Origin of the sequence: Sphingomonas trueperi (assembly GCF_040545665.1) — a bacterium.
Classification (GTDB): Bacteria; Pseudomonadota; Alphaproteobacteria; order Sphingomonadales; family Sphingomonadaceae; genus Sphingomonas; species Sphingomonas trueperi_B.
Window position 1 is genome coordinate 1,012,151 of record NZ_JBEPMH010000001.1, and the last position, 21,133, is coordinate 1,033,283.

15 protein-coding genes and 1 tRNA gene are annotated in these 21,133 nt (G+C 67.1%); 7 read left to right on the forward strand and 9 right to left on the reverse strand.

What is annotated here, in order from left to right; genetic code table 11:
• Nucleotides 1-46 precede the first annotated feature (46 nt).
• From ABIC65_RS04585 to ABIC65_RS04605, 5 genes are all read right to left on the reverse strand, one after another.
• Nucleotides 47-1,396 (reverse strand): family 43 glycosylhydrolase, encoded by a 1,350-nt coding sequence (locus ABIC65_RS04585; protein WP_354307115.1) that lies wholly within the window; start codon nucleotides 1,394-1,396, stop codon nucleotides 47-49.
• The gene (locus ABIC65_RS04590; RefSeq protein ID WP_354307782.1) at nucleotides 1,393-2,931 is read right to left on the reverse strand and encodes an alpha-N-arabinofuranosidase; all 1,539 of its coding nucleotides are present in this window, start codon (nucleotides 2,929-2,931) and stop codon (nucleotides 1,393-1,395) included. The genes ABIC65_RS04585 and ABIC65_RS04590 overlap by 4 nt, the downstream gene beginning before the upstream one ends.
• On the reverse strand, nucleotides 2,931-6,182 hold the full coding sequence (locus ABIC65_RS04595; RefSeq protein ID WP_354307117.1) for a glycoside hydrolase family 2 TIM barrel-domain containing protein: 3,252 nt from the start codon (nucleotides 6,180-6,182) through the stop codon (nucleotides 2,931-2,933). Before ABIC65_RS04595 ends, ABIC65_RS04590 begins: the two co-directional genes overlap by 1 nt.
• Nucleotides 6,183-6,262: 80 nt before the next feature.
• On the reverse strand, nucleotides 6,263-7,768 hold the full coding sequence (locus tag ABIC65_RS04600; protein ID WP_354307119.1) for a tryptophan halogenase family protein: 1,506 nt from the start codon (nucleotides 7,766-7,768) through the stop codon (nucleotides 6,263-6,265).
• A gap of 102 nt (nucleotides 7,769-7,870) precedes the next feature.
• Entirely contained in the window at nucleotides 7,871-10,657 is a 2,787-nt protein-coding gene (locus ABIC65_RS04605; RefSeq protein WP_354307121.1) for a TonB-dependent receptor, read from the reverse strand.
• Between the two features lie 184 nt (nucleotides 10,658-10,841).
• Between ABIC65_RS04605 and ABIC65_RS04610 the strand changes: the two genes are divergently transcribed.
• The 3 genes from ABIC65_RS04610 to ABIC65_RS04620 all read left to right on the forward strand — a co-directional run bounded on the left by ABIC65_RS04610 (nucleotide 10,842) and on the right by ABIC65_RS04620 (nucleotide 14,458).
• Nucleotides 10,842-11,549 (forward strand): FadR/GntR family transcriptional regulator, encoded by a 708-nt coding sequence (locus tag ABIC65_RS04610; protein ID WP_436286699.1) that lies wholly within the window; start codon nucleotides 10,842-10,844, stop codon nucleotides 11,547-11,549.
• A 63-nt stretch (nucleotides 11,550-11,612) separates the two neighbouring features.
• Complete coding sequence (locus tag ABIC65_RS04615) at nucleotides 11,613-12,980, forward strand: glycoside hydrolase family 27 protein (RefSeq protein ID WP_354307124.1); 1,368 nt, start codon at nucleotides 11,613-11,615, stop codon at nucleotides 12,978-12,980.
• The gene (locus ABIC65_RS04620) at nucleotides 12,977-14,458 is read left to right on the forward strand and encodes a glycoside hydrolase (RefSeq protein ID WP_354307126.1); all 1,482 of its coding nucleotides are present in this window, start codon (nucleotides 12,977-12,979) and stop codon (nucleotides 14,456-14,458) included. Before ABIC65_RS04615 ends, ABIC65_RS04620 begins: the two co-directional genes overlap by 4 nt.
• A 196-nt stretch (nucleotides 14,459-14,654) precedes the next feature.
• Here ABIC65_RS04620 and tig read toward each other — a convergent pair whose 3' ends face one another.
• Together tig and ABIC65_RS04630 are read right to left on the reverse strand one after the other, a co-directional pair.
• Nucleotides 14,655-16,265, reverse strand: coding sequence for a trigger factor (gene tig, locus ABIC65_RS04625; protein WP_354307128.1), 1,611 nt, complete (start codon nucleotides 16,263-16,265; stop codon nucleotides 14,655-14,657).
• Between the two features lie 57 nt (nucleotides 16,266-16,322).
• Nucleotides 16,323-16,407: transfer RNA gene (locus tag ABIC65_RS04630), tRNA-Leu, on the reverse strand.
• Between the two features lie 112 nt (nucleotides 16,408-16,519).
• On the opposite strand from ABIC65_RS04630, the gene ABIC65_RS04635 reads away from it, so the two are divergent.
• The 3 genes from ABIC65_RS04635 to ABIC65_RS04645 all read left to right on the forward strand — a co-directional run bounded on the left by ABIC65_RS04635 (nucleotide 16,520) and on the right by ABIC65_RS04645 (nucleotide 17,699).
• Nucleotides 16,520-16,702: a hypothetical protein gene (locus ABIC65_RS04635; RefSeq protein ID WP_354307130.1), complete on the forward strand. Its 183-nt coding sequence runs from the start codon at nucleotides 16,520-16,522 to the stop codon at nucleotides 16,700-16,702.
• A gap of 16 nt (nucleotides 16,703-16,718) precedes the next feature.
• On the forward strand, nucleotides 16,719-16,907 hold the full coding sequence (locus tag ABIC65_RS04640) for a hypothetical protein (protein WP_354307132.1): 189 nt from the start codon (nucleotides 16,719-16,721) through the stop codon (nucleotides 16,905-16,907).
• A 72-nt stretch (nucleotides 16,908-16,979) separates the two neighbouring features.
• Entirely contained in the window at nucleotides 16,980-17,699 is a 720-nt protein-coding gene (locus tag ABIC65_RS04645; protein ID WP_354307134.1) for a Crp/Fnr family transcriptional regulator, read from the forward strand.
• A 6-nt stretch (nucleotides 17,700-17,705) separates the two neighbouring features.
• Here ABIC65_RS04645 and ABIC65_RS04650 read toward each other — a convergent pair whose 3' ends face one another.
• Together ABIC65_RS04650 and gatB are read right to left on the reverse strand one after the other, a co-directional pair.
• The gene (locus ABIC65_RS04650; RefSeq protein ID WP_354307136.1) at nucleotides 17,706-18,338 is read right to left on the reverse strand and encodes a peptidylprolyl isomerase; all 633 of its coding nucleotides are present in this window, start codon (nucleotides 18,336-18,338) and stop codon (nucleotides 17,706-17,708) included.
• 13 nt (nucleotides 18,339-18,351) lie between these two features.
• Entirely contained in the window at nucleotides 18,352-19,863 is a 1,512-nt protein-coding gene (gatB, locus tag ABIC65_RS04655; protein WP_354307138.1) for an Asp-tRNA(Asn)/Glu-tRNA(Gln) amidotransferase subunit GatB, read from the reverse strand.
• A 255-nt stretch (nucleotides 19,864-20,118) separates the two neighbouring features.
• Here gatB and ABIC65_RS04660 point away from each other — a divergent pair, with 255 nt between their 5' ends.
• Nucleotides 20,119-21,078: a glycosyltransferase family 2 protein gene (locus tag ABIC65_RS04660; protein WP_354307139.1), complete on the forward strand. Its 960-nt coding sequence runs from the start codon at nucleotides 20,119-20,121 to the stop codon at nucleotides 21,076-21,078.
• The last annotated feature ends 55 nt before the right edge of the window (nucleotides 21,079-21,133 follow it).

Genomic DNA, 21,133 nt, shown 5'->3' on the forward strand with positions numbered 1-21,133 from the left:
AGGGCGCCGCAACATTTTTTGTTTCGCCCCTGATCGATGCCGCCGATCAGTAGAGCTGCCACTCCCAGACGCCCGCACCGGCCGGCACGCGCAGGCGAAGATACCGGGCGGAGACGTTCAGCGGCAGCACGATCGGCGAGCCGCTGGCGCCGGGCATGGACGCGACGGACCGCCAATGCGTGCCATCGGCCGACGCTTCGATCGCTAGGTCGTAGGCGCGGTTCGTATACTCCATGCGCAGCTGCGCCTCGCGCAACGGGCGCATCTTGCCGAGATCGGCGACCAGCGCAGCACCGGGCGCCGGGCGCCACAGCGTCGCGTAATTATCGTCCCCAGCCCGATCCGCACCGTGCACCGCATCCGTCGACGCGCCCTTCAACGTGACCGGCACCCCCCGCGTGCGACGGGGCGCGAACCCCGCAACCGCGCTGCCATGGCTCGGCGTCACCTTCGCGATGGTGCCGTCCTCGCGGATCGTCAGCGGATCGACCGCGATCTGGCGGAGCGTCGCATCGTCCCCGGCGCGCGGCCAGGGCAGCGAATGGCGGTGGTAGAGGATATAGGGCTGCTGGCCGACGCGGAAGATCGCGTGATGACCGGGGCTGAACACCTGCCGCGCCTTGTCGGTGGAGAGGATCGGGCTGTCCGGCCCCTCGCGGAACGGGCCGAAGGGCGTGTCGCCGATCGCGTAGCGCACCTTGTACGTGTCTTCGGTCGTCTTGCCGTCGCTATAGATGAGGACATAGTGCCGCCCGGCCTTCACCAGGAACGGGCCCTCGAAATAGTTGGCGGGGGTGACGTCCTTGGGCTCGCCGTCGAAGCTCACCATGTCCGGCTTGAGCTTGACGACGAAGCAGTGGCCGTTGGTCCAGTTGAGCCCGGAGCCCCAGTAGAGATAGGCCGTGCCGTCGTCGTCGACGAACGCCTCGGCGTCGATCATGTGATAGGCGGGCGCGAAGTCCTTGGCGATCAGCGGCTTGCCGCCGTTCGCGTCGGCCCAGGGCCCGGCAGGCGACGGCGCGCTGCCCACCCACACCTCGGAGCCGACCGAGACATACATGTACCAGCGCCCGTTCTTCGCCTTCACGACAGAAGGCGCCCAGACCTTGGAATCCCCCGAGGTCGGGCTGGTCGCCGCCGCCTTGGTCGGCCAGGCCGGCGTGGAGAAGCTCCAGTCCCGGCCGTTGGCGGAGGTCCACATCGCCAGCCGGTCGTCGCCCCAGGGGTCGATGGTGGCGTAGAGGTACCATTTGCCGCCGTCCCGGACGATCGACGGATCGGCGAAATAGCCGGGGAGCAGCGGGTTGCCGTCGCCGGCCGCATCCCAGCGCGGCGCGGGCGCGTCGGCGGCGGCGAGCAAGCCCGCCGCCACCATCAGAAGGATCGCCTTGCTCACTTGATGTCGAGCATCACGATCGCCTTGGCCGGCACCTGCACCGTCAGGGTGCCGCCCGAAAGCGTCGCGCCGGTGAACGCGGCCGGCTTCACGACGTCGGGCGCCTTGAAGTCGTTATGCGCGTCCATCGCCGCGCCGGTGAGGATATGCCCGGACACCTGCGTGCCGGTCACGCCGTCCAGCTTGACGCTCACGCTCGCCGGCTGGTTGGGATCGACATTGACCAGGCCGACATGGACCACGCCGTCGGTACCCCGCACCGCGCTGGCGCTCACCGCACGCATCGTCCACTGGTCTTTGTTGTACCAGCGCGACGTCACGTCGACCGGCAGCACGGTGGCGTCCATGTAATCCTTGTACAGGTCGAACGCCCAATAGGTCGGCGTCTTCACCATCCTGGCGCCGTCGGTCAGCAGCATCGCTTGGAGCACATTGACCATCTGCGCGATGTTGGCGCCGCGCACGCGGTCGGCATGGGCCGCGAAGATGTTGAAGTTGAGCGCGGCGACCATCGCGTCGCGCAGGCTGTTCTGCTGGTAGAGGAAGCCGGGGTTGGTGCCCGGCTCGACATCGTACCAGGTGCCCCATTCGTCGACGAGGAGCGCGACCCGCTTCTTGGGGTCGTACTTGTCCATGATCTTGCCGTGCTCGGTCAGCAGCTCTTCCATCTTGAGCGTCTTGGAGAGCGTGCGTGCCCAGCTTTCCTCGTCGAAGCCGGTGGCGGCGCCCTTCTTCTCCCAGGGTCCGGGCACCGTGTAGTAATGCACGCCGATGCCGTCGATCTTGTCGCCGGCCTTGCGCATCATCACCTCGGTCCAGTTGTAATCGGCCGAGTTGGCGCCGCTGGCGATCTTCATCAGCCGCTCGCCCGCGGGCACCTTGAGGAAGGTGGCGTAGCGGCGGGTCTCGTCGGCGGCATATTCGGGATGCATGTCGCCGCCGCAGCCCCACAGCTCGTTGCCGATGCCGAACATCGTCAGCTTCCACGGCTTGTCGCGACCATTCGCCCGGCGCTGGTTGGCGATGGTCGATTGGGTCGGCGAGGTCATGTACTCGACCCACTCGGCCATCTCACTGGGGGCCGCGGTGCCGACATTGCCCGAGACATAGGGCTCGGCGCCCACCACCTCGGTGAAGTCCATGAACTCATTGGTGCCGACGGCATTGTCCTCGGTCACGCCGCCCCAGTTGGTGTTGACCTTGACCGGACGCTTGGCCTTCGGCCCGATGCCTTCCCGCCAGTGATATTCGTCGGCGAAGCAACCGCCCGGCCAGCGAATGACCGGCACCTTGATCGCCTTGAGCGCGTCGATCACGTCGCGGCGGAAGCCCTTCACGTTGGGGATCTTGCTGTCGGCGCCGACATAAAGGCCGCCATAGATGCCGGTGCCCAGATGCTCGGCGAACTGGCCGAACAGGCGCTTGTCATATTTCGCGCCTGGCTTGTTGCCATGCACCGTCACGGTTTCGCCGCCGGTCTGGGCCAGGGCGGGCAGCGCCGCGATGAGCGCAATCGCACTGATAAGGGTCCGCATCATTCTCTCTCCGTTGCACGCGCGGGGCGCGCCTTTGCTGGTGTAGTGCCTCCGCCCATGAAGGGCGTAAGGCGGAAGCGCAGGGTCGTTGGCACCAACTGGGTGCGGTATTTCGGGAGCGGCTTGCCGAACTCGCTCCACTGTGTGTCACCGCCGACACCCCATTGCGCGGCGTCGATCAGCAGCGTGCCCTGGGCCTTCGGCACCACGTCGGTGCTCTTCCAGGTGCCGGGTTCGTGCCGGTCGAGATCGGCATAGGGGAAGGCGAGCGCGTTCATCATCAGCGGCGTGTCGCCCTGCACCCGCAGGCCCGCGCCGCCGCCGATCAGCTCCATCCAGCGCACATCGACCTTGTTGCCGGTCTCTTGCGGGCGAATGTAATCATGGTTCTGCTCGGCGATCGCGCCGCGCCACAGCCCGATCGGGGCCGAGGTCTTGCGGTCGACATAGCTTTCGTGCGGGCCCCGGCCATACCATTCGACCGTCTTGAGGCTGCCCGGCGTGGTGAAGGCCAGCCCGATGCGGAACGGCGGCGGCAGCTGGCCCGAGACCGGCTCGAACTTGCCGTCGACCGCGACCGATCCGTCGCCCGCCATGCGGTAGACGCTGGTGAAGCGCACCGCGCCGGCGCCCATGGCGTAGGCGACGCGCACTTCGGCACCGTCCTCGCCCAGATCCTGCACCTGCACCGCGGAGACGGTGCGCGTCTCGCTCATCCCCTTCCAGGCGGCGAGCTGCTTGTCGGTGCCGATGCCGATGTCATTGTCGGTCACCGCGCGCCAGAAATGCGGGGCGCCGCCGCTGAGCAGCGTCTTGCCCCTGGCGGCATAGCGATCGACCAGACCGGTCGCGCGGTTCACCACCAGCGTCGCGCCGCCCGCCGAGAGCGTGATCGCCGCCTGCCCGTCCTGCGTCGTCACCTTGCCCTTGGGTGCAGCAACCTCGGCCATACGATAGGCCGGATCGAGCGCGAACTGCTCCCAGCCGATCACCGTGCCGCCCGGCACCAGCGGCACCGCATCGGTCTTGGCGCGCGCGCGGATCGTGACGAAATACTCGGCACCGGGCTTGCGCGTCAGGCCCGCCAGCGGCAGCGCGATCGTGCCTGCGCCGTGCGCCGCCACGTCCGGGGTCGCCAGCGTGCCGTTCGCTACCGCAACGCCGTTCTCCTGCACTTCCCAGTCGAAGGTGAAGCCGGACAGGTCGCGGAAATCGTGGCGATTGCGCACCGTCACCGTGCCGCCGGCGGCATCGAAGCCGTCGAACTGGATCGGCGCATAGACCTTGCGGAGCTCATAGAGCTGCGGGTTGGGCGTGCGATCGGACTGGAGCAGGCCGTCGCCGAACTCGATGTCGCCGCCGGGGTTGGGGCCGTACTCGCCGCCGTCACCCCAATAGCGTCGCCCGTCCTTGGTGTAGCGATACATCGACTGGTCTACCCAGTCCCAGGCAAAGCCGCCCTGCAGCTTGTTCGGGTGGGCGTAGATGGTGTCCCAATATTCCTTCAGGTTGCCGCCCGAATTGCCCATCATATGGGCGTATTCGCACTGGATCACCGGCTGCTTGAAGTTCCAGTTGGTGGCGTAATCCTCCAGCTTCACCGCCGGATCGTACATCGGCGCGTAGATGTCGGCGTAATAGTTGGGCCGGTGGTCCTGGATCCCGTCCCAGGTCCCCCAGCCAAGGTACGAAACCAGCCGGCCCGGATCGAGCGCCTTGGCCGCCGCGGCCGCAGCCTCGAAGTTCGGGCCGATGCCCGCTTCGTTGCCCAGCGACCAGAAGATCACCGAGGGATGGTTCTTGTCGCGCTGGACCATGTTGACGACGCGGGAGACATGCGCGTCCTTCCACGCCGGATCGAAGCCAATCTGGAGCTGCGAGCGGAGTTCGCCATGCTTGTTGGCGTAATCCATGTATGCATGGCTCTCGATATTCGCTTCGTCCATCACATAGAGGCCGTAGCGATCGGCGAGCTCGTACAGATACGGGTCGTTGGGATAGTGCGAGGTGCGGATCGCGTTGATGTTCGCCCGCTTCATCAGCTGGATGTCGTGCTCCATCGACGCACGGCTGACGACGTGGAAGGTCTCCGGATCATGCTCGTGGCGGTTGACGCCGCGGATCGTGATCGGCTTGCCGTTGACGCTGACCAGCCCGTTCCTGATCTCGACGGTGCGGAAACCGATGCGCTGCGGGGTGGCCTGCACGACCTTGCCCTCGGCATCGACCAGCTCGACGAGCAGCGTGTAAAGATTGGGCGTCTCGGCGGTCCAGGGGCGCACGCCCGGCACGTCGGCGGCGAGCGTCAGCTTCTGCGCGGGGCCTGCGGCAACCGCGGTCTCCCGCACCAGCACCTGCTTGTCGCTATCGAGCAGCGTCATCCGCGCGGTGAGCGGCGCGGTGCGATCGGTGAGCGTCAGCTCGGTCGCAAGCTTGCCGTCCTTGTACGCCGCGTCGAGCCCGGCATGGACGAACAGGTCGGCCACGCGCGCCTTGGGCGCCGCCGCCAGATAGACCGAGCGCTCGATACCCGAGACGCGCCAGAAATCCTGGTCCTCCAGATAGCTGCCGTCCGACCAGCGATGGATCTGGATCGCGATGGTGTTGCGCCCGGCATGGACCAGCCTGGTCACGTCGAACTCGGAGGGGAGCTTGGAATCCTCCGAATAGCCGGCTTCCACACCATTCACCCACACGCGATAGGCCGAACCCGCCGCGCCGATATGCAGGATCACGTCCTGCCCCGACCAGTTCGCCGGCAGTTGCACGTCCCGACGATAGGAGCCGACCGGGTTGGTCGCGTGCGGGATCAGCGGGCGGTTGGCCGGGAAGGGATAGGTGATGTTGTTGTAGCGCGCCTGGTCATAGCCTTCGGTCTGCCAGTCGGCCGGGACCTTGATGCGCTTCCACTTGGCGACGTCATAGTCGGGCTTCTCGAAGCCGTTCGGCACCGCGTCGGACGACGGCGAGAAGTGGAACGACCATTGGCCGTCGAGCAGCAGGTAGCGGCTCGACTTGGCGGGATCGCCCGCCAGCGCGGCGGCGCGGCTCTCGTACGGGAATTGCGTGGCGCTGGCCGGCATCTTGCCGCGCGCGAACACCGCCGGGTTTTCCCAATCGGGGCGGCGCGGATCGACCTGCACCGGCTGGACCTGCGGCGCGTCGCCGATCTTCGGCCCGTCCTGCGCCATCCCCATGCCGGAGGCGAGCGCGACACTGCCCACCGCCGCCAGCAACCCGTACTTGTTCACGCTGATTCCTCCCGCCCGTTGGGGCATACTGCAAAGGCTGATTGTTTCGGTCAAATTTCTCGGAGTAATTTTCGTGTAATTTATCGTTGCAGCGTCCCGCTCTCGTGCAGGAACGCCTCGTGCGTCCGCATGCGCGAGGCCGCCAGCCCCGTCACTTCGGCGATCCTCACCAGCCGCGCCGCCGCCTCGTCACGCGGCATGCCGTCCGCGATCGGGTCGTAGCTGCTGGGGTCGACCCCCTGGCCGTGCAGCACCGCCAGCCAGCTGGTCTTGGAGAACAGCTCGTCCGCCTCGCGATAAAGCCGGCCGCTGGCCCGGTAGATCGCGATGCGATCGGCCAGCGTGTCGGGCAGTTCCATGGTGCGCAGGCAGCGCCAATAGTCGGTGTCGTCGCGGGCGGTGGCGTGGAAGTGGAGGATCAGGAAGTCGCGGATCGTCTCGAACTCGGTCGCCATCAGCCGGTTGTAGCGGCGGATGTCGGCGGGGGTGCCGCCGCCGACCGGCAGCATCTCCAGCAGCCGCGCGATGCCCGCCTGGACGAGATGGATGCTGGTCGACTCCAGCGGTTCGAGGAAGCCGCTGGCGAGGCCCAGCGCGACGCAGTTCTTCTCCCAGAAGCGCGCGCGGCGCCCCGCCTGGAAGCGCAGCAGCCGGGGCTCGGCGAGCGGCGTGCCTTCAAGGCTGCCGAGCAGTTGCGCTTCGGCCTCGGCATCCGAGCAATGTGCGCTCGCATAGACCAGCCCGTTGCCGACGCGGTGCTGGAGCGGGATCCGCCACTGCCACCCTGCCCCCCGCGCGGTGGAGCGGGTGAAGGGCGAGCGCCCCTCCAGCCCCAGCGTGCAGGGAACCGCGACGGCGCGGTCGTTGGGCAGCCACTGCGCCCAATCCTCGAACGGCACGCCCAGCGTCTCGCCGAGCAGCAGCGAGCGGAAACCCGAACAGTCGATGTAGAAGTCGGCGGCGATGCGGGTGCCGTCCTCCAGCGCCACGCCGGCGATCGCGCCGTCCTCGCCCCGCTCGACGCTGACGATCCGGCCTTCCTGCCGCCGGACACCCCATTGCTCGGCCTTGCCGCGCAGAAAGCCGGCATAGAGCGCCGCGTCGAAATGGTAGGCATAGCCGAGATGCGTCAGCGGGTTGTTGCCGCTGGTCGCCGGGCGCTGGAACCGGCCGAGCCGCGCCGCTTCTGCACAGATCGAATAGGTCTCGAGTGGCGCCGCTTCGCCCGCCAGCCGCGCGCGCTGCCACAGGGCTTCGAACGGGATCGCGCCGAAATCGATGCCGTGGATGCCGAAGGGATGGAAGTAGCGCGTGCCCTTCGCGCGCCAGTCGACGAACTCGATGCCGAGCTTGGCCGTGCCCTTGGTCGCACGCAGGAACTCGGCCTCCTCGATGCCGAGCAGCGCGTTGAACGCCTGGATCGGCGGGATCGTCGCCTCGCCCACCCCGACCGTTCCGATCGCCTCGGATTCGACCAGCGTGATGGCGATGGCGCGGGTATCCAGCACCCGGCCCAGCGCCGCCGCCGCCATCCAGCCTGCGGTGCCGCCGCCGATGATCGCGATATGCGAAAGCGGCGCGCTCATGCCGCACGCCGCTCGCTAAAACTCGAAAGGTGGAAAGCCGTCACCCTGCGCCATGCTCCAATAGAAGAGGGCCGGAGCAGTCGCCTGCCCCGGCCGACAGGGTCAATAGGTCGCGCGCAACGACAGGCCGAAGCGCCGGTCGTTGAGTTCGTAGCGCAGCGGCGCGGCCGGCGTGCCGATGTAGATCCGGTTCATCCGGTTGTTGAGGTTCACCACGTCCGCCGAGATGGCGACCTGCTTGGTCAGGTTCACGCTGACCGAGGCATCGAGCGAGGCATAGGGCGCGGCATATTGCGGGATGCCGTTGGCACCACTGCCCTGGGTCTGGTCGAGATAGCTCGACCGCCAGCTCCACGCCACGCGCGCGGTGACCGGGCCCTTCTCGTACAGGCCGACGATATTGTAGCTGTGCTTGGACAGCTTCTCGAGCGGCAACTGCGTCGGCGCGTTCGACCCCGCCACGGCGAAGGGGTTGGACACACTCGAGTCGACATAGGTGTAGTTGGCCTGCAGGCCGAGCCCGCTCAGCGGCCCCGGCAGGAAGTCGAAGAACTGGTTGTAGCCGATCTCCGCCCCCTTCACCGTGCCGTTGCCTGAATTGACCTGCGTGTTGATGTCGTAGGTCACGCCGTTATACACGCCGGTAACGATACCGCCCGCCAGGAAGCCGTTGACCTTCTTGTAGAAAAGTCCGCCGGTGAGCGAGCTGGTAGGCCCGAAGTACCACTCTGCCGTCACGTCGAAATTGTCCGAACGGATCGGGTTGAGCAGCGGGTTACCCGAGCTGGCGCTGGGGTGGCCGGTGACCGGGTTGATCTGGTTCGGGTTGTTGAGCGTCAGGTTGGTCGAAAGCTGGTCGAAATTCGGCCGCGCCAGGCCCTTCGAATAGGCGAAGCGCATCTGAAACGTATCGGTCAGCTTGGCGCGGAGGTTAAAGCTCGGCAGCGCCTTGGTATATTCCTTGCTCACGCTGATCGGCGCCGAGGTGCCGTCATTGTTGAACTGGGTGCCGATCGAGGTCGTCTTGGTCTTTACCACCCGCACGCCGACGCCGCCGTCGAAGGCGATGCCGCCCAGTTCGAAGCCGTAATCGGCGATCGCCCAGCCGGTATAGGTCTTTTCGGTCTGGCTGTTGAGGTCGCCGGGCTTGAAGCTGTCCTGCGTCTGCGCACCGAGCAGGGCATACAGCGCCTTGGTCTGCGCCCATACGCCGTCACCCGCCGGGAAGGCCGGATAGAGGATCCCGCCCTTTACGCTGTTGCCGTCGAACCAGTTCTTGGACGGGCCGGGCATCGAAAGCTGCGGGTTCTTGCTGAGCGGCACCAGCGGGGTGCCCGCCGGCGCGCCGCAGTTCGGATCGGCGCCCAGCGCGGTGATGCAGGCGGCATGCCAGGTGCCGCGCAGATCGATACTGTTGTCGGCATAGCGGGCACCGGCACGCAGCTTCTTCAGCAGGCCGCCATCGACGTCATATTCGATGTCGCCGGCAAAGGCCCAGGTGTCGGCGTCGTTCCGCTGGAGCGAGTCAGCGATATAGGGCGTGGTGTAGTTGGCCGGGTTGTTGAGGACGCCCTGCTCCTTCACGTCCCACCGCGGGTATTTGCCGCGCAGGTCGAAATCGACGGTCAGCGGGTGCGGCGTGGTCAGCGAGGTCTGGCCGGACTGGGTGTAGAGCGACAGCACGTGGCCGTTGCGATCGGCGTTGTAATAGGACGTCAGATACTGCGCATCCAGATTGACCTTGAGCCGGTCGGTCGGCTTCCACGCCGCGTTGAGCGTGAAGTTCTTGCTCGCGCTCCACAACTGCTGATCATAGCGGCCGGTCTCGAACGCGATCGGCGACAGCGTGCCGCTGGTCGCATAGCCTTCGCTGTTGAAGGTGAAGGCAGCCCCCGGCGCCGGCGCAGTGCCATAGCTGGTGACGTTGCCGTTGCTGTCGCGGACGTTCGAGCGGTTGCTCAGATCGTAATAATAGGCCCCGGTACGGTTGAACCAATATTTGGTGACCTGCGCCTGCGCGGTGATCAGCAGCGCATCGCTCGGCTTCCACTGGATCGCGCCGGCGACGCCGAGGCGCTTGCGATCGCCGCTATCGTCATAGATTTCGGGACCATAGGGGATTTGCGCATTGGCCGGCGCGCCCGCGATCGAGCCCGGCGCCACGGTGTCGAACGGGCCAATCAGCAGGCCATCCTGGCGGTAGCGGCTCTTCGAATAGACCGCGTTGATCAGCACGCCGATCTCGCCCTCGCCCGCCTGGAAGCGGTTGCTGTACAGGCCCGACACGGCATAGCCGGGCTTGTCGACGCGGTCATAGTAATTGCCGCGGATGGTCGCGCTGATCACCTGGCCGGCCGAATCAAACGGCTTGCGGGTGCGCAGGTTCACCGCACCGCCGACGCCACCCTCGATGATGTTGGCCGGGGCGTTCTTGTAGACGTCGATGCCCGAGAGCAGTTCGGGCGGCACGCCTTCGAGGTCGAACGCACGCCCGCCCGACGCGGAATAGACCGCGCGGCCGTCGAGGAAATTCTGCACCTGGGTGAGGCCGCGCACGGTGATCGCCGGCTGGGTGCGATGGTCGAAGTCCGTCGCGCCTTCGCCGTAGCGGCGCTGGATCTGCACGCCGGTTATGCGCTGGAGCGCCTCGGTCGTGTTGGCGTCGGGCAGCTTGCCGATGTCCTGCGCCTGGACGGAATCGACGATCTGATCGGCGTTGCGCTTCAGTGCCGCCGCCGAGCGCAGGCTCTCGCGCACGCCGGTGACGACGATATCGTCTCCGCTGCCGCCAGCCGGTGCGCCGTCCTGCTGCGCATAGGCCGGCGCGACCCCGCCGGCCATCGCCAGCGCGAGCGCTGATACGCCGAGCAACGAAGTACGATGATGCATTCTCATGACAAACCTCCCCAAATCGGCTGGCCCGAGATGCCGCATCTTTCGCGCGGTGGTGGCCAGTTGTCGGACAACATATCCTGTCGTATTTGTAAGACAAGTGCTTTTCGTGCGGTGTGATTGGGGCTGGCGCAGCGTCGGAACTGCCTTCAAAATCGCGGCACAACACGGGGCCAAACCATTGATGGAACAACGAAAGCGCAACCCTGCGCATCAATCGATTGCACGCGAGATCGGCATCGCGATCGCAACCGGCCACTATCTGCCGGGCGCCATTCTTCCGGGCGAACTCGATCTCGCCGAATCACGGGGCGTGTCGCGCAGCGTCGTGCGCGAGGCACTGCGCATGCTCGCGGCGAAGGGATTGATCGAAAGCCGGCCCAAGGCGGGCACGCGGGTGCGGGCGCGGGCGGACTGGAACCTGCTCGATCCCGACCTGCTGGCCTGGATGTTCGAGGGCGAACCGCCGATGGCGTTCGTCGAAAGTCTGTTTCAACTCCGTATGATCGTCGAGCCCGCCGCCGCCGAACTGGCGGCGCGGTTGCGTTCGAGCCGGCATGTCGGCCGCCTGGGCCATGCGCTGGAGGTGATGGAGGAAGCCGGGCTGTCGAGCCCCGAAGGGCAGGCGGCGGACCAGCAGTTTCACAACATCATCCTGGAGGCGACCGCCAATGATCTGCTGATCAGCCTGTCGGGCAGCATCGGCGCGGCGGTGCGCGCAACGACGCTGTTCAAGCACCGCAAGGCCAAGCAGCTGCGCGATTCGATCCCGCTCCACCGCGACCTGTTCGCGGCGATCACGGACGGCGATCCGGCGGCCGCGCGCGCCGCCACGGTCACGCTGATTCTCCAGGCGCAGGAGGACACCGAATCTTCGCTCAAGGCGTGAGTTCCCGGCGTTGACGTCATCTCCGGCTCATTTATAGTCAGACAAAACAACAGGGAGACGCCGATGCCTCACACGATCGCACGCACGGGGGAGATCGGCCGGCGCGGCCTGCTCAAGGGCGCGGCGCTGGTCGGCGGCCTCGCCGCAGCCCCGCACGCGACTGCCGCGGCCAAGGCACCGCTGCTCGCCCCGACGCCGCCGATGGGCTGGAACAGCTGGAACAGCTTCGCCACGACGATCACCGAGGCGCAGGCGCTGGAGACCGCCGCGATCCAGGCGCGCGAGCTGCTGCCCTTCGGCTATGACGTCTTCACCATCGACATCCAGTGGTACGAGCCCGAGGCGAGCAGCTACACCTACAACGCCAAGCCGGTGCCGACGCTGGACGGCCACGGGCGGTTGCTCCCCGCCCCCAACCGCTTCCCCTCGGCCGCGAGCGGCAAGGGCTTCGCGCCGATCGCAGCGAAGGTCCATGCGCTCGGCATGAAGTTCGGCGTCCACCTGATGCGCGGCATTCCCCGGCTGGCGGTGGAGCGCAACCTGCCGGTGCTCGGCACCAACGGCATTCGGGCCGCCGACATCGCCGACACCGCGAGCATCTGCCCGTGGAACCCGGACATGTACGGCGTCGACATGCGCAAGCCCGGTGCGCAGGCCTATTATGACAGCGTCTTCGCGCTGCTCGCGTCCTGGGGCGTCGACTTCGTCAAGATGGACGACATGAGCCGCCCCTATGATGCGCATGCCCCCGAGATCGAGGCGGCGGCAAAGGCGATCCGGGCGACCGGCCGGCCGATCCTGCTGAGCCTCTCGCCGGGCGAGACCCCGGTGCCGCGCGCCGCCCATGTCGCCGCCCACGCGCAGATGTGGCGCATCTCCGACGACTTCTGGGACGACTGGAAGATGCTGGAGGCGCAGTTCACTCGGCTGGAGAATTGGAGCCCGCATACCCGCCCCGGCGCCTGGCCCGATGCCGACATGCTGCCGCTCGGCCGCCTCGCGCTCGGCCAGCGCGACACCAAGTTCACCCCCGACGAGCAGCGCACGCTGATGACGCTCTGGTCAATCGCCCGCTCGCCGCTGATCATGGGCGGCGACCTGCGCCACCTCGATGCCCCCACCCGCGCGCTGCTCACCAACCGCGAGGTGCTGGCGGTCAATCAGGCGAGCAGCGACAACCGCCCCTGGTTCGTCGCCGACGATCGCCGCGTCTGGACCGCCCGCGCGGCCACAGGCGGCCACTATGTCGCGCTGTTCAACACCGGCGACAAGCCGGGCGAGGCGGCGTTCGACCTGCGGCTGCTCGGCCTGTCGGGCAGGGTCCGGGTCCGCAACCTGTGGGAGGGCAAGGACGAAGGCCTCGGCCCGCTGAGCTTTGTCCGCACGCTGCCGCCCCATGGTTCCGTCCTCTACCGAGTGCTCCCCGCATGATCCGCACGCTTGCCCTGTCGCTGCTGCTGGCAGCCTCGCCCGCCGCGCTCGCCCAGACAAGCGCGCCGCCCCCCGCTGCCGAGCCAGCGGTCACGCTGACGCTGCGGCCCGATCTCCAGCGGCCCGGCCAGCCCTTCGAGGGCTGGGGCACGGCGCTCGCCTGGTTCGCCCACGTCACCGGCGGCTATCCCGATCCGGTGCGCGAGAAGCTCGCCGACCTGTTCTATGGGCCCCAGGGGCTCGGCTGGACGATCGCGCGCTACAATATCGGCGGCGGCGACGCGCCCGAGACGGCGCCCTATCTCCGCCCCGGCGCCGATGTCCCCGGCTTCTGGCGCCGCCCAGCGGGCGCGACCGGCACCGACTGGTGGAACCCGGCTGATCCGGCGATGTGGGACTGGTCTGCCGACGCCAACCAGCGCTGGTGGCTGGATGCGATCAAGCGCCGGGTGAAGGCGCCGATCTTCGAGGCCTTCTCCAACTCGCCGCCCTGGTTCATGACCGTCAGCGGCAAGGTCTCCGGCGCCGAGAAGGGCACCGACGACAATCTCCGCCCCGGCCAGGAGGCGCGCTTCGCCGAATATCTCGCGATCGTGGTGGACAGGCTGCAACGGGCGCACGGCATCAGCTTCCGCACGCTGTCGCCCGTCAACGAGCCGAACACCGACTATTGGTTCGCCAAGAACACCCAGGAAGGCGCCCACTGGAGCCCCGCCCGCCAGGCGATGATGATCGATGCGTCCGACCGCGCGCTCAAGGCGCACGGCCTCAAGACGGTGATTGCCGCGCCGGACGAAACCAACTCGCATCTCTTCGTGCGCGACTGGGAGGGCTATCCGGCGGCGACGCGCGCGCGGATCGGCCAGCTCAACGTCCACAGCTATGGCACCGTCCACCAGACCGCGGTGCGCGACATCGCCCGCGCGCACGGCATCCGGCTGTGGATGAGCGAGAACGATACCCCGCTCGACAAGGACCCCGAAAGCTTCGACGGTATGGCGAGCCCACTCGCCTTTGCCGAGCATGTCGCCCAGGATCTCAAGCGGCTGGAGCCGGTCGCCTGGGTGTTCTGGCAGGCGGTGGAGCGGCAGAGCAGCGACAAGGGCGACGGCACCGCGGGCGGCAGCAACTGGGGCATCGTCAAGATGGCGTACACGCCGGCGAGTGCCGAGCATCCGATCCACGTCACGCGCAAATACTGGGCGATGGCGCAGTTCAGCCGCTACATCCGGCCGGGCTATCGGCTGGTGCCGGTAGATGATGCCGACACGGTCGGCGCGGTGTCGCCGGACGGCAAGCGGCTGGTGCTGGTGCATGTCAATGGCGGCGTGGTGCCGCGGCGGCTGACCATCGGCGTGCCGGGAGCGCGCGTGGTGGAGCGGATCGTCACCGATGCTAGCCGCGATGCGGCGGCGGTGTCGGCGGAAGCGCTGGCAGAGCCCAAGGCGGTCACCACCCTGGTCGTCGCGCTGCGCTGAGCCATAAGATCCTCCCCCGGAGGGGGAGGGGGACCGCCGCCGAAGGCGGTGGTGGAGGGGTGTCCCGGCTGGATGGGCGTCCGACACACCCGCGTCGACACCCCTCCGTCGCGCTGCGCGCGCCACCTCCCCTTACAGGGGAGGATTTGGGGTAGAAACAAAAAGGGCCGGAACTTTCGTTCCGGCCCTTCTCAAATCACTCAGCGTCGGCCTTCTTCTTGGCCGCTGCCTTTTTCGGCTTCGGCGCGGCTTCCTCGCCCTCGCCTTCGGCCTTGGCTGCCTTCTTGGCGGCCGGCTTCTTCACCGGCTCGGCGTCGCCCTCGGCGGCCGGAGCTTCCTCCGCCTTGGCCTTCTTGGCAGCCGGCTTCTTGGCGGGCTTCTCTTCACCGGCCTCGTCCGAAGCGTCGGCCTTCTTGGCGGCCTTCTTCTTCGGCTTGTGGTTGTCGTGATCATGGACGTGGGTGCCCGACGAGAAGCCGTCTTCGCTCTCGATCGCGGCTTCCAGCTCTTCCTTGGTCACTTCCCGATCGGTGATCTCGGCCTTGTCGAACAGGAAGTCGACGACCTTGTCCTCGAACAGCGGCGCGCGCAGCTGGGCAGCCGCCATCGGCTCCTGCTGGACATACTGGATGAAGCGCTGGCGATCCTGCGGGCCGTACTGCTGCGCGGCCTGTGCGATCAGGCGGTTCATTTCCTGCGCGGTGACTTCGACGCCATTGGCGGTACCGATCTCGCTGAGCAGCAGGCCCAGGCGCACGCGGCGCTCGGCGATGGCACGATATTCGTCGCGCTCGCCTTCCAGCTCGGCGAGGGCCGCGGCCGGATCTTCCTCATGCTCGGTCTCATGAACGAGCTGGTGCCAGATCTGGTCGAACTCGGCTTCCACCATCGACGGCGGGACCGGGAAGTCGTGGCCGGCGGCGAGCTGGTCGAGCAGCTTGCGCTTCATGTGGGTGCGGGTCAGGCCGTTGAGCTGCTGCTCGATCTGGCCCTTCAGCAGGCCGGTCAGCTGCTCCAGGTCCTGGAGGCCGAACGCCTTCGCCATCGCGTCGTCGATCACGGTCTCGCCGGCGGTCTGCACCGCGGTGATCTTGACGTCGAAGGTCGCGCCCTTGCCGGCCAGATCCTTGGCGCCGTAATCTTCCGGGAAGGTGACGTTGAGCTGCTTCTCGTCGCCGACCTTCACGCCTTCGAGCTGCTCCTCGAAGCCCGGGATCAGGCGGCCCGAGCCGAGCTCGACGGCCATGCCCTCGCCGGTGCCGCCCTCGAAGGCGACGCCGTCGACCTTGCCGGCGAAGTCCATCACGACCTGGTCACCCTTGGTCGCCGCATGGCCCTCGGCCGCATCGTCCCAGCGCTTCTGCTGGTCGGCGAGCTGCTTGAGCTGCTCCTGCACCTCGTCTTCCTGCACCGGCACGGTCAGGCGCTCGAGCTTCAGGCCTTCGATCGACGGCGTCGGAACGTCCGGGAGCACTTCCAGCTCGACCTTCACTTCCGCGTCGCCGCCGACGGCATATTCGCCCTCGAGGCTCACCGACGGCTGCATCGCCGGGCGCAGCTTGTGATCGGCGATCAGCTTCTGGATGCCTTCCTGGATCGAGCTGTTGAGCGCGTCCTGGGTCAGCGCCTCGCCGTGCATCTTGCGGACCAGGTTGATCGGCACCTTGCCGGGGCGGAAGCCGGGCATGCGAATCTGCGGAGCGACCCGCTTGACCTCGGCATCGACCTTCGAGTCGATGTCCTGGGCGGTGATCTTCAGCGTGAAGGCGCGCTTCAGGCCCTCGTTCAACGTCTCGACAGTCTGCATTCTCACGCTTTCTAAAAGAATCGGAATTGCGGTGTACCACACATCAGCCGCGAGGACTGGTGCGGGCGAAGGGAGTCGAACCCCCACATCTTTCGATACTGGAACCTAAATCCAGCGCGTCTACCAGTTCCGCCACGCCCGCAGGGGACACCGCCGGTCGGCGGGCTCTATAGCAGTCATGGGGTTCGGGGCAAGTACGAAGCAACGATTGGGTGCCGCAAGGCGTTGGGGCTGAAACGAACAGGAGATGTCCCATGCCGGTAGAGCCCCCCATCCAGCCTACCACGCCGCCGCCCGAAGCGCCTGCGCCCAATCCCGGCCAGCCCGACGGGCCGCCGCCGGAGATCGAGCCGCCGGGCCCCGACATCGACGTGCCGGCGCCCGAGACCACGCCGAGCATCGATCCCGGCATCACCCCCGGCCAGCCGGTCGCCTGAACCAGGAGAATCTTCCATGCCGAACATCACCAACGATAATGACGATCCCCGGTCCGACATCCAGCAGGCGGTGGAAGCCCGCTCCGACGCCGCCGATGCCGCGGCGAAGGAGGGCGTGCCGCTGACCAAGGCGGTGCCGCTGGGTACCGGGGGCGAAAACGGCGCCGACGGGATCGTGAAGAACCAGGACTTCGGCCAAGACTGACGTCCACCCCCGCCATGACAGCGGCGCAGCCGGAAGGCGGCGCCGCTGTTGCATGCTGGAGAAGCCCCCACGATGATCGAATGCCACCTGCGAAAACTTCGGCTACGCGACGAGATCAGCGCTGCGGAAGAAGCGGCGCTGCGCGGCACGATCGTCGACACGGTGACGCATCCGGCCGGCCGCACCATCGTGCGCTCCGGCGAGGAGCTGAACTTTTCGACGCTGGTGCTGGACGGGTTCATCGGCCGCTACAAGGACCTCAAGAACGGCACGCGGCAGATCACCCATGTGCACGTGCCGGGGGACTTCGCCGACCTGCACGGCTTCACGCTGAAGCGGCTGGACCATGCGCTGCTCGCGCTCACGCCCTGCACGATCGCCCGCGCCTCCCACGCGCGGCTGCGCGAGATCACCGAGACGCAAGCGCATCTCACGCGGGTGATGTGGTTCTCCACCAACGTCGACGCCGCGATCCACCGCGAGTGGGAAGTCTCGCTCGGCCGCCGCTCGGCGATCCAGCGCGCTGCGCACCTGTTCTGCGAACTGCACGTCCGGCTGGGCGTGGTCGGCCATGCCGAGGCGGAGCGCTACCGGTTCCCGATCAGCCAGGCCGAGCTCGCCGAATGCCTGGGGCTCACCCCCGTGCATGTAAACCGCGTGCTGCGCGATTTGCGCGAGCGCGGGCTGGTCGAGTTCCGCAACGGGCTTGTGGCCTTCCAGGACCTGCCCGGCCTCAAGCGACTCGCCGAGTTCGATCCGGGCTATCTCTACCTGGACCCGCACCCGCTCTGAGGCGGCTCAGCCGGCGATGCGGCGGGCCGAGACGATCTTCACCGGCACCTCGGGCACCTCGCCCTTGAAGCTGCCGCCCAGCGTCTTGGTCGGCGAGATCGGTGCATCGAGGATCTTGAGCAGCACGTCCTTGCCCTCGATCACCCGCCCGAAAGCGGCGTAGCCGAGATTGTCGCCGGGCTTGCTCGGGTCCGCATCGAACGAGGGCTGGTCGCCGATCATGATGGTGAACTCGCCGCGCGCCGTGCCCGGCGCAAGCCGCGGCAGCGACAGCGTGCCGTCGAGATGCTTGATACCGGTCTCGGTGGTCGGCTCGTGCTTGATCGGCGGGAACATCTTTGCCGGGGCGTTCTGGATGCCGAACTGGACGAAGCCGAACTTCTCCGCCGGCTTGACGGTGCGGTAGAACACCACCCCGTCGAGCCGCTTGGCGTCGACATAGCGCAGGAAGTTTCGCGCGGAGACCGGCGCCTTGTCGAGATAGACTTCGACCACCATTGGCCCGGCGCTGGTCTCGATCGCGACCTTGGGATTGGCGGGCGGGGCTGCCGGTGCCGGCGCGGTCTGCGCCGAGGCGGCCAGCGGGGCCAGGCCGAGAGGAACAAGCCCCAGGGCCAGGACGACCAGTCTACGCAGCATCCCCTCGCCTCCCTTAGCTCAGCGCCTTCTTGAGCAGCTCGTTGACGACGGCCGGGTTGGCCTTGCCGCCCATCGCCTTCATCGTCTGGCCGACGAAGAAGCCGAACAGCGCTTCCTTGCCACCGCGATACTGCTCGAGCTGGTTCGGGTTCTTGGCCAGGACCTCGGCGATCACCGCCTCGATCGCGCCGGTGTCGCTGGTCTGCTTCATCCCGCGTTCTTCGACGATCTTGCCGGGCGCGTCGCCGGTCTCCAGCATGATCTCGAACACCTGCTTGCCCAGCGTGTTGGAGATGGTGCCGTCCGCGATCAGCGACAGCAGCTCGGCACCCGCCTCGGGGCTCACCGGGCTTTCCTCGATGCCCTTGCCGAGGCGGTTGAGCGCCCCGTACAGGTCCGAGAGCAGCCAGTTGGCAGCGGACCGCGCGACTTCCTGTTCGCCCTTCTTCTGGATTCGTGCGCTCTCGGCGAGCAGCGCCTCGAACCAGCGCGCCGTCTCCGCCTCGGCGGTCAGCACCGCGGCGTTGTACGGCGTCAGGCCCAGCGATTCCTCATAGCGGCGGCGCTTGGCGTCGGGCAGCTCGGGCAGGCTCTGCCGGCACTCCTCGAGGAAGCTGTCGTCGAGTTCGAGCGGCAGCAGGTCGGGATCGGGGAAGTAGCGGTAATCATGCGCGTCTTCCTTCGAGCGCATCGAGCGGGTCTCGGCGCGGTCCGGATCGAACAGGCGGGTTTCCTGGACGATGCGGCCGCCGCTCTCCAGCACCTCGACCTGGCGGCGCGCCTCGACCTCGATCGCCTGCATTACGAAGCGGACCGAGTTGACGTTCTTGGTCTCCGTCCGCGTGCCGAACGGCTCGCCCGGCCTGCGCACCGAGACGTTGACGTCGGCACGCATCGAGCCCTGGTCCATGTTGCCGTCGCAGCTGCCGACATAGCGCAGGATCGCGCGCAGCTTGGAGAGATACGCCCCGGCTTCGGCCGGGGAGCGCATGTCCGGCTTCGACACGATCTCCATCAGCGCCACGCCGGCGCGGTTGAGATCGACATAGGAGCGGTTCGGATGCTGGTCGTGGATCAGCTTGCCGGCATCCTGCTCGACATGGATGCGCTCGACGCCGATCGTCTTCACCTCGGCTTCGGGATCCTTGTCGTCCAGGCTGATGGTGACTTCACCCTCGCCCACCAGCGGGTGGAACAGCTGGCTGATCTGATAGCCCTGCGGCAGATCGGCGTAGAAATAGTTCTTGCGATCGAAGCGCGACCATTTGTTGATCACCGCACCGATCGCCATGCCGGTGCGCACCGCCTGGCGGATGCACTCGCGATTGGGCGTGGGCAGCATGCCGGGCATCGCCGCGTCGATCAGGCTCACCTGGCTGTTCGGGTCCGCGCCGAACGCCGTCGCCGCGCCGGAGAACAGCTTGGCGTTCGACGTCACCTGCGCATGGACTTCGAGGCCGATCACGACCTCCCATTCGCCGGTCTCGCCCTGGATTCGGTAGCTCGATGCAGTCTTGGTCGCCATGTGCTCTTCACAAGGTAATGGGAATATGCGTGCCTGTGCCTATCGCGCGTCGCGGCGTTCAGGTCCAGCGGGCAATTGGAACCGCAGTGCGGCAACGGCGTTTGGCGGCGGCATCGCCGCCAGCTTTACGGCAGTTCTGTGGTGGGACGAACGGTGCCCGGAAGCGGTTTGTTCGGCATTGCACAACGAAGCTCGATCCACTACCCAACCCGACAATATCTGGATTCTGGCATGCTAAATATCGGGGGTAGCTTCATGTCGCCGCAAGACACCACGGGCGCCGGACGTTTCGCCGGGCTGAAAATCGCCGTGTTGCTTCCTTGTTACAACGAAGAAGTCGCGATCGGCAGGACTGTCGCAGCCTTCAAGGCCGCGCTTCCGGAAGCGACCGTCTATGTATATGACAACAATAGCCGCGACCGGACTTGCGAAGTCGCGGCCGAGGCCGGCGCCGTCGTCCGCCAGGAGCGCATGCAGGGCAAGGGCAACGTCGTCCGCCGCATGTTCGCCGATGTCGAGGCGGACGTCTATGTCCTCTCCGACGGCGACCTGACCTATGACGCCGATGCAGCCCCTGAGTTGGTCAACCGCCTGATCGACGAGCAGCTCGACATGGTCGTCGGCGCACGCAAGTCGGAAATCGAGCTCGCCTACCGCCGCGGCCACCGCTTCGGCAACGCGATGCTGACCGGCATGCTTGCGCAACTGTTCGGCCGCAGCTTCACCGACATTCTCTCGGGCTACCGCGTCTTCTCGCGCCGCTTCGTCAAGAGCTTCCCGGTGCTTTCGGCCGGCTTCGAGATCGAGACCGAGATCAGCATCCATGCGCTCGAACTGCGTATGCCGGTGTCCGAGATCGTCACCAACTATGCCGCGCGGCCGGAGGGTTCGACGTCGAAGCTCTCCACCTATCGCGACGGCTGGCGGATTTTGCGCACGATCGTGAACCTGTTCCGCATCGAACGCCCGGTGCTGTTCTTCGGCATCCTGGGCGGCATCGCGCTGCTGCTCGCGATCATCCTGGCGATCCCGCTGGCGATCACGTACGCGCAGACCGGCCTGGTGCCGCGCTTCCCGACCGCGGTGCTCGTCACTGGCCTGTCGATCGTCGGCCTGCTGAACGTCTTCACCGGCCTCATCCTCGATACGGTGGTACGCGGCCGTCGCGAAATCCGGCGCCTCGCCTATCTGGGCGTGCCCGCACCGCGCGCCTGAACCACTCCCGTTCCGGGTGGCCGAAATGCTCCCGGAACGGAAATTTGGATGCAAC

What these genes read in the sequence shown, in the direction of transcription:
- tig (WP_354307128.1), bottom strand. Translation starts at nt 16,265, where the DNA reads ATGCAGACTGTCGAGACGTTGAACGAGGGCCTGAAGCGCGCCTTCACG.
- ABIC65_RS04600 (WP_354307119.1), bottom strand. Translation starts at nt 7,768, where the DNA reads ATGAGCGCGCCGCTTTCGCATATCGCGATCATCGGCGGCGGCACCGCA.
- ABIC65_RS04635 (WP_354307130.1), top strand. Translation starts at nt 16,520, where the DNA reads ATGCCGGTAGAGCCCCCCATCCAGCCTACCACGCCGCCGCCCGAAGCG.
- ABIC65_RS04605 (WP_354307121.1), bottom strand. Translation starts at nt 10,657, where the DNA reads ATGCATCATCGTACTTCGTTGCTCGGCGTATCAGCGCTCGCGCTGGCG.
- ABIC65_RS04650 (WP_354307136.1), bottom strand. Translation starts at nt 18,338, where the DNA reads ATGCTGCGTAGACTGGTCGTCCTGGCCCTGGGGCTTGTTCCTCTCGGC.
- ABIC65_RS04640 (WP_354307132.1), top strand. Translation starts at nt 16,719, where the DNA reads ATGCCGAACATCACCAACGATAATGACGATCCCCGGTCCGACATCCAG.
- ABIC65_RS04615 (WP_354307124.1), top strand. Translation starts at nt 11,613, where the DNA reads ATGCCTCACACGATCGCACGCACGGGGGAGATCGGCCGGCGCGGCCTG.
- ABIC65_RS04590 (WP_354307782.1), bottom strand. Translation starts at nt 2,931, where the DNA reads ATGCGGACCCTTATCAGTGCGATTGCGCTCATCGCGGCGCTGCCCGCC.
- ABIC65_RS04645 (WP_354307134.1), top strand. Translation starts at nt 16,980, where the DNA reads ATGATCGAATGCCACCTGCGAAAACTTCGGCTACGCGACGAGATCAGC.
- gatB (WP_354307138.1), bottom strand. Translation starts at nt 19,863, where the DNA reads ATGGCGACCAAGACTGCATCGAGCTACCGAATCCAGGGCGAGACCGGC.
- ABIC65_RS04660 (WP_354307139.1), top strand. Translation starts at nt 20,119, where the DNA reads ATGTCGCCGCAAGACACCACGGGCGCCGGACGTTTCGCCGGGCTGAAA.
- ABIC65_RS04620 (WP_354307126.1), top strand. Translation starts at nt 12,977, where the DNA reads ATGATCCGCACGCTTGCCCTGTCGCTGCTGCTGGCAGCCTCGCCCGCC.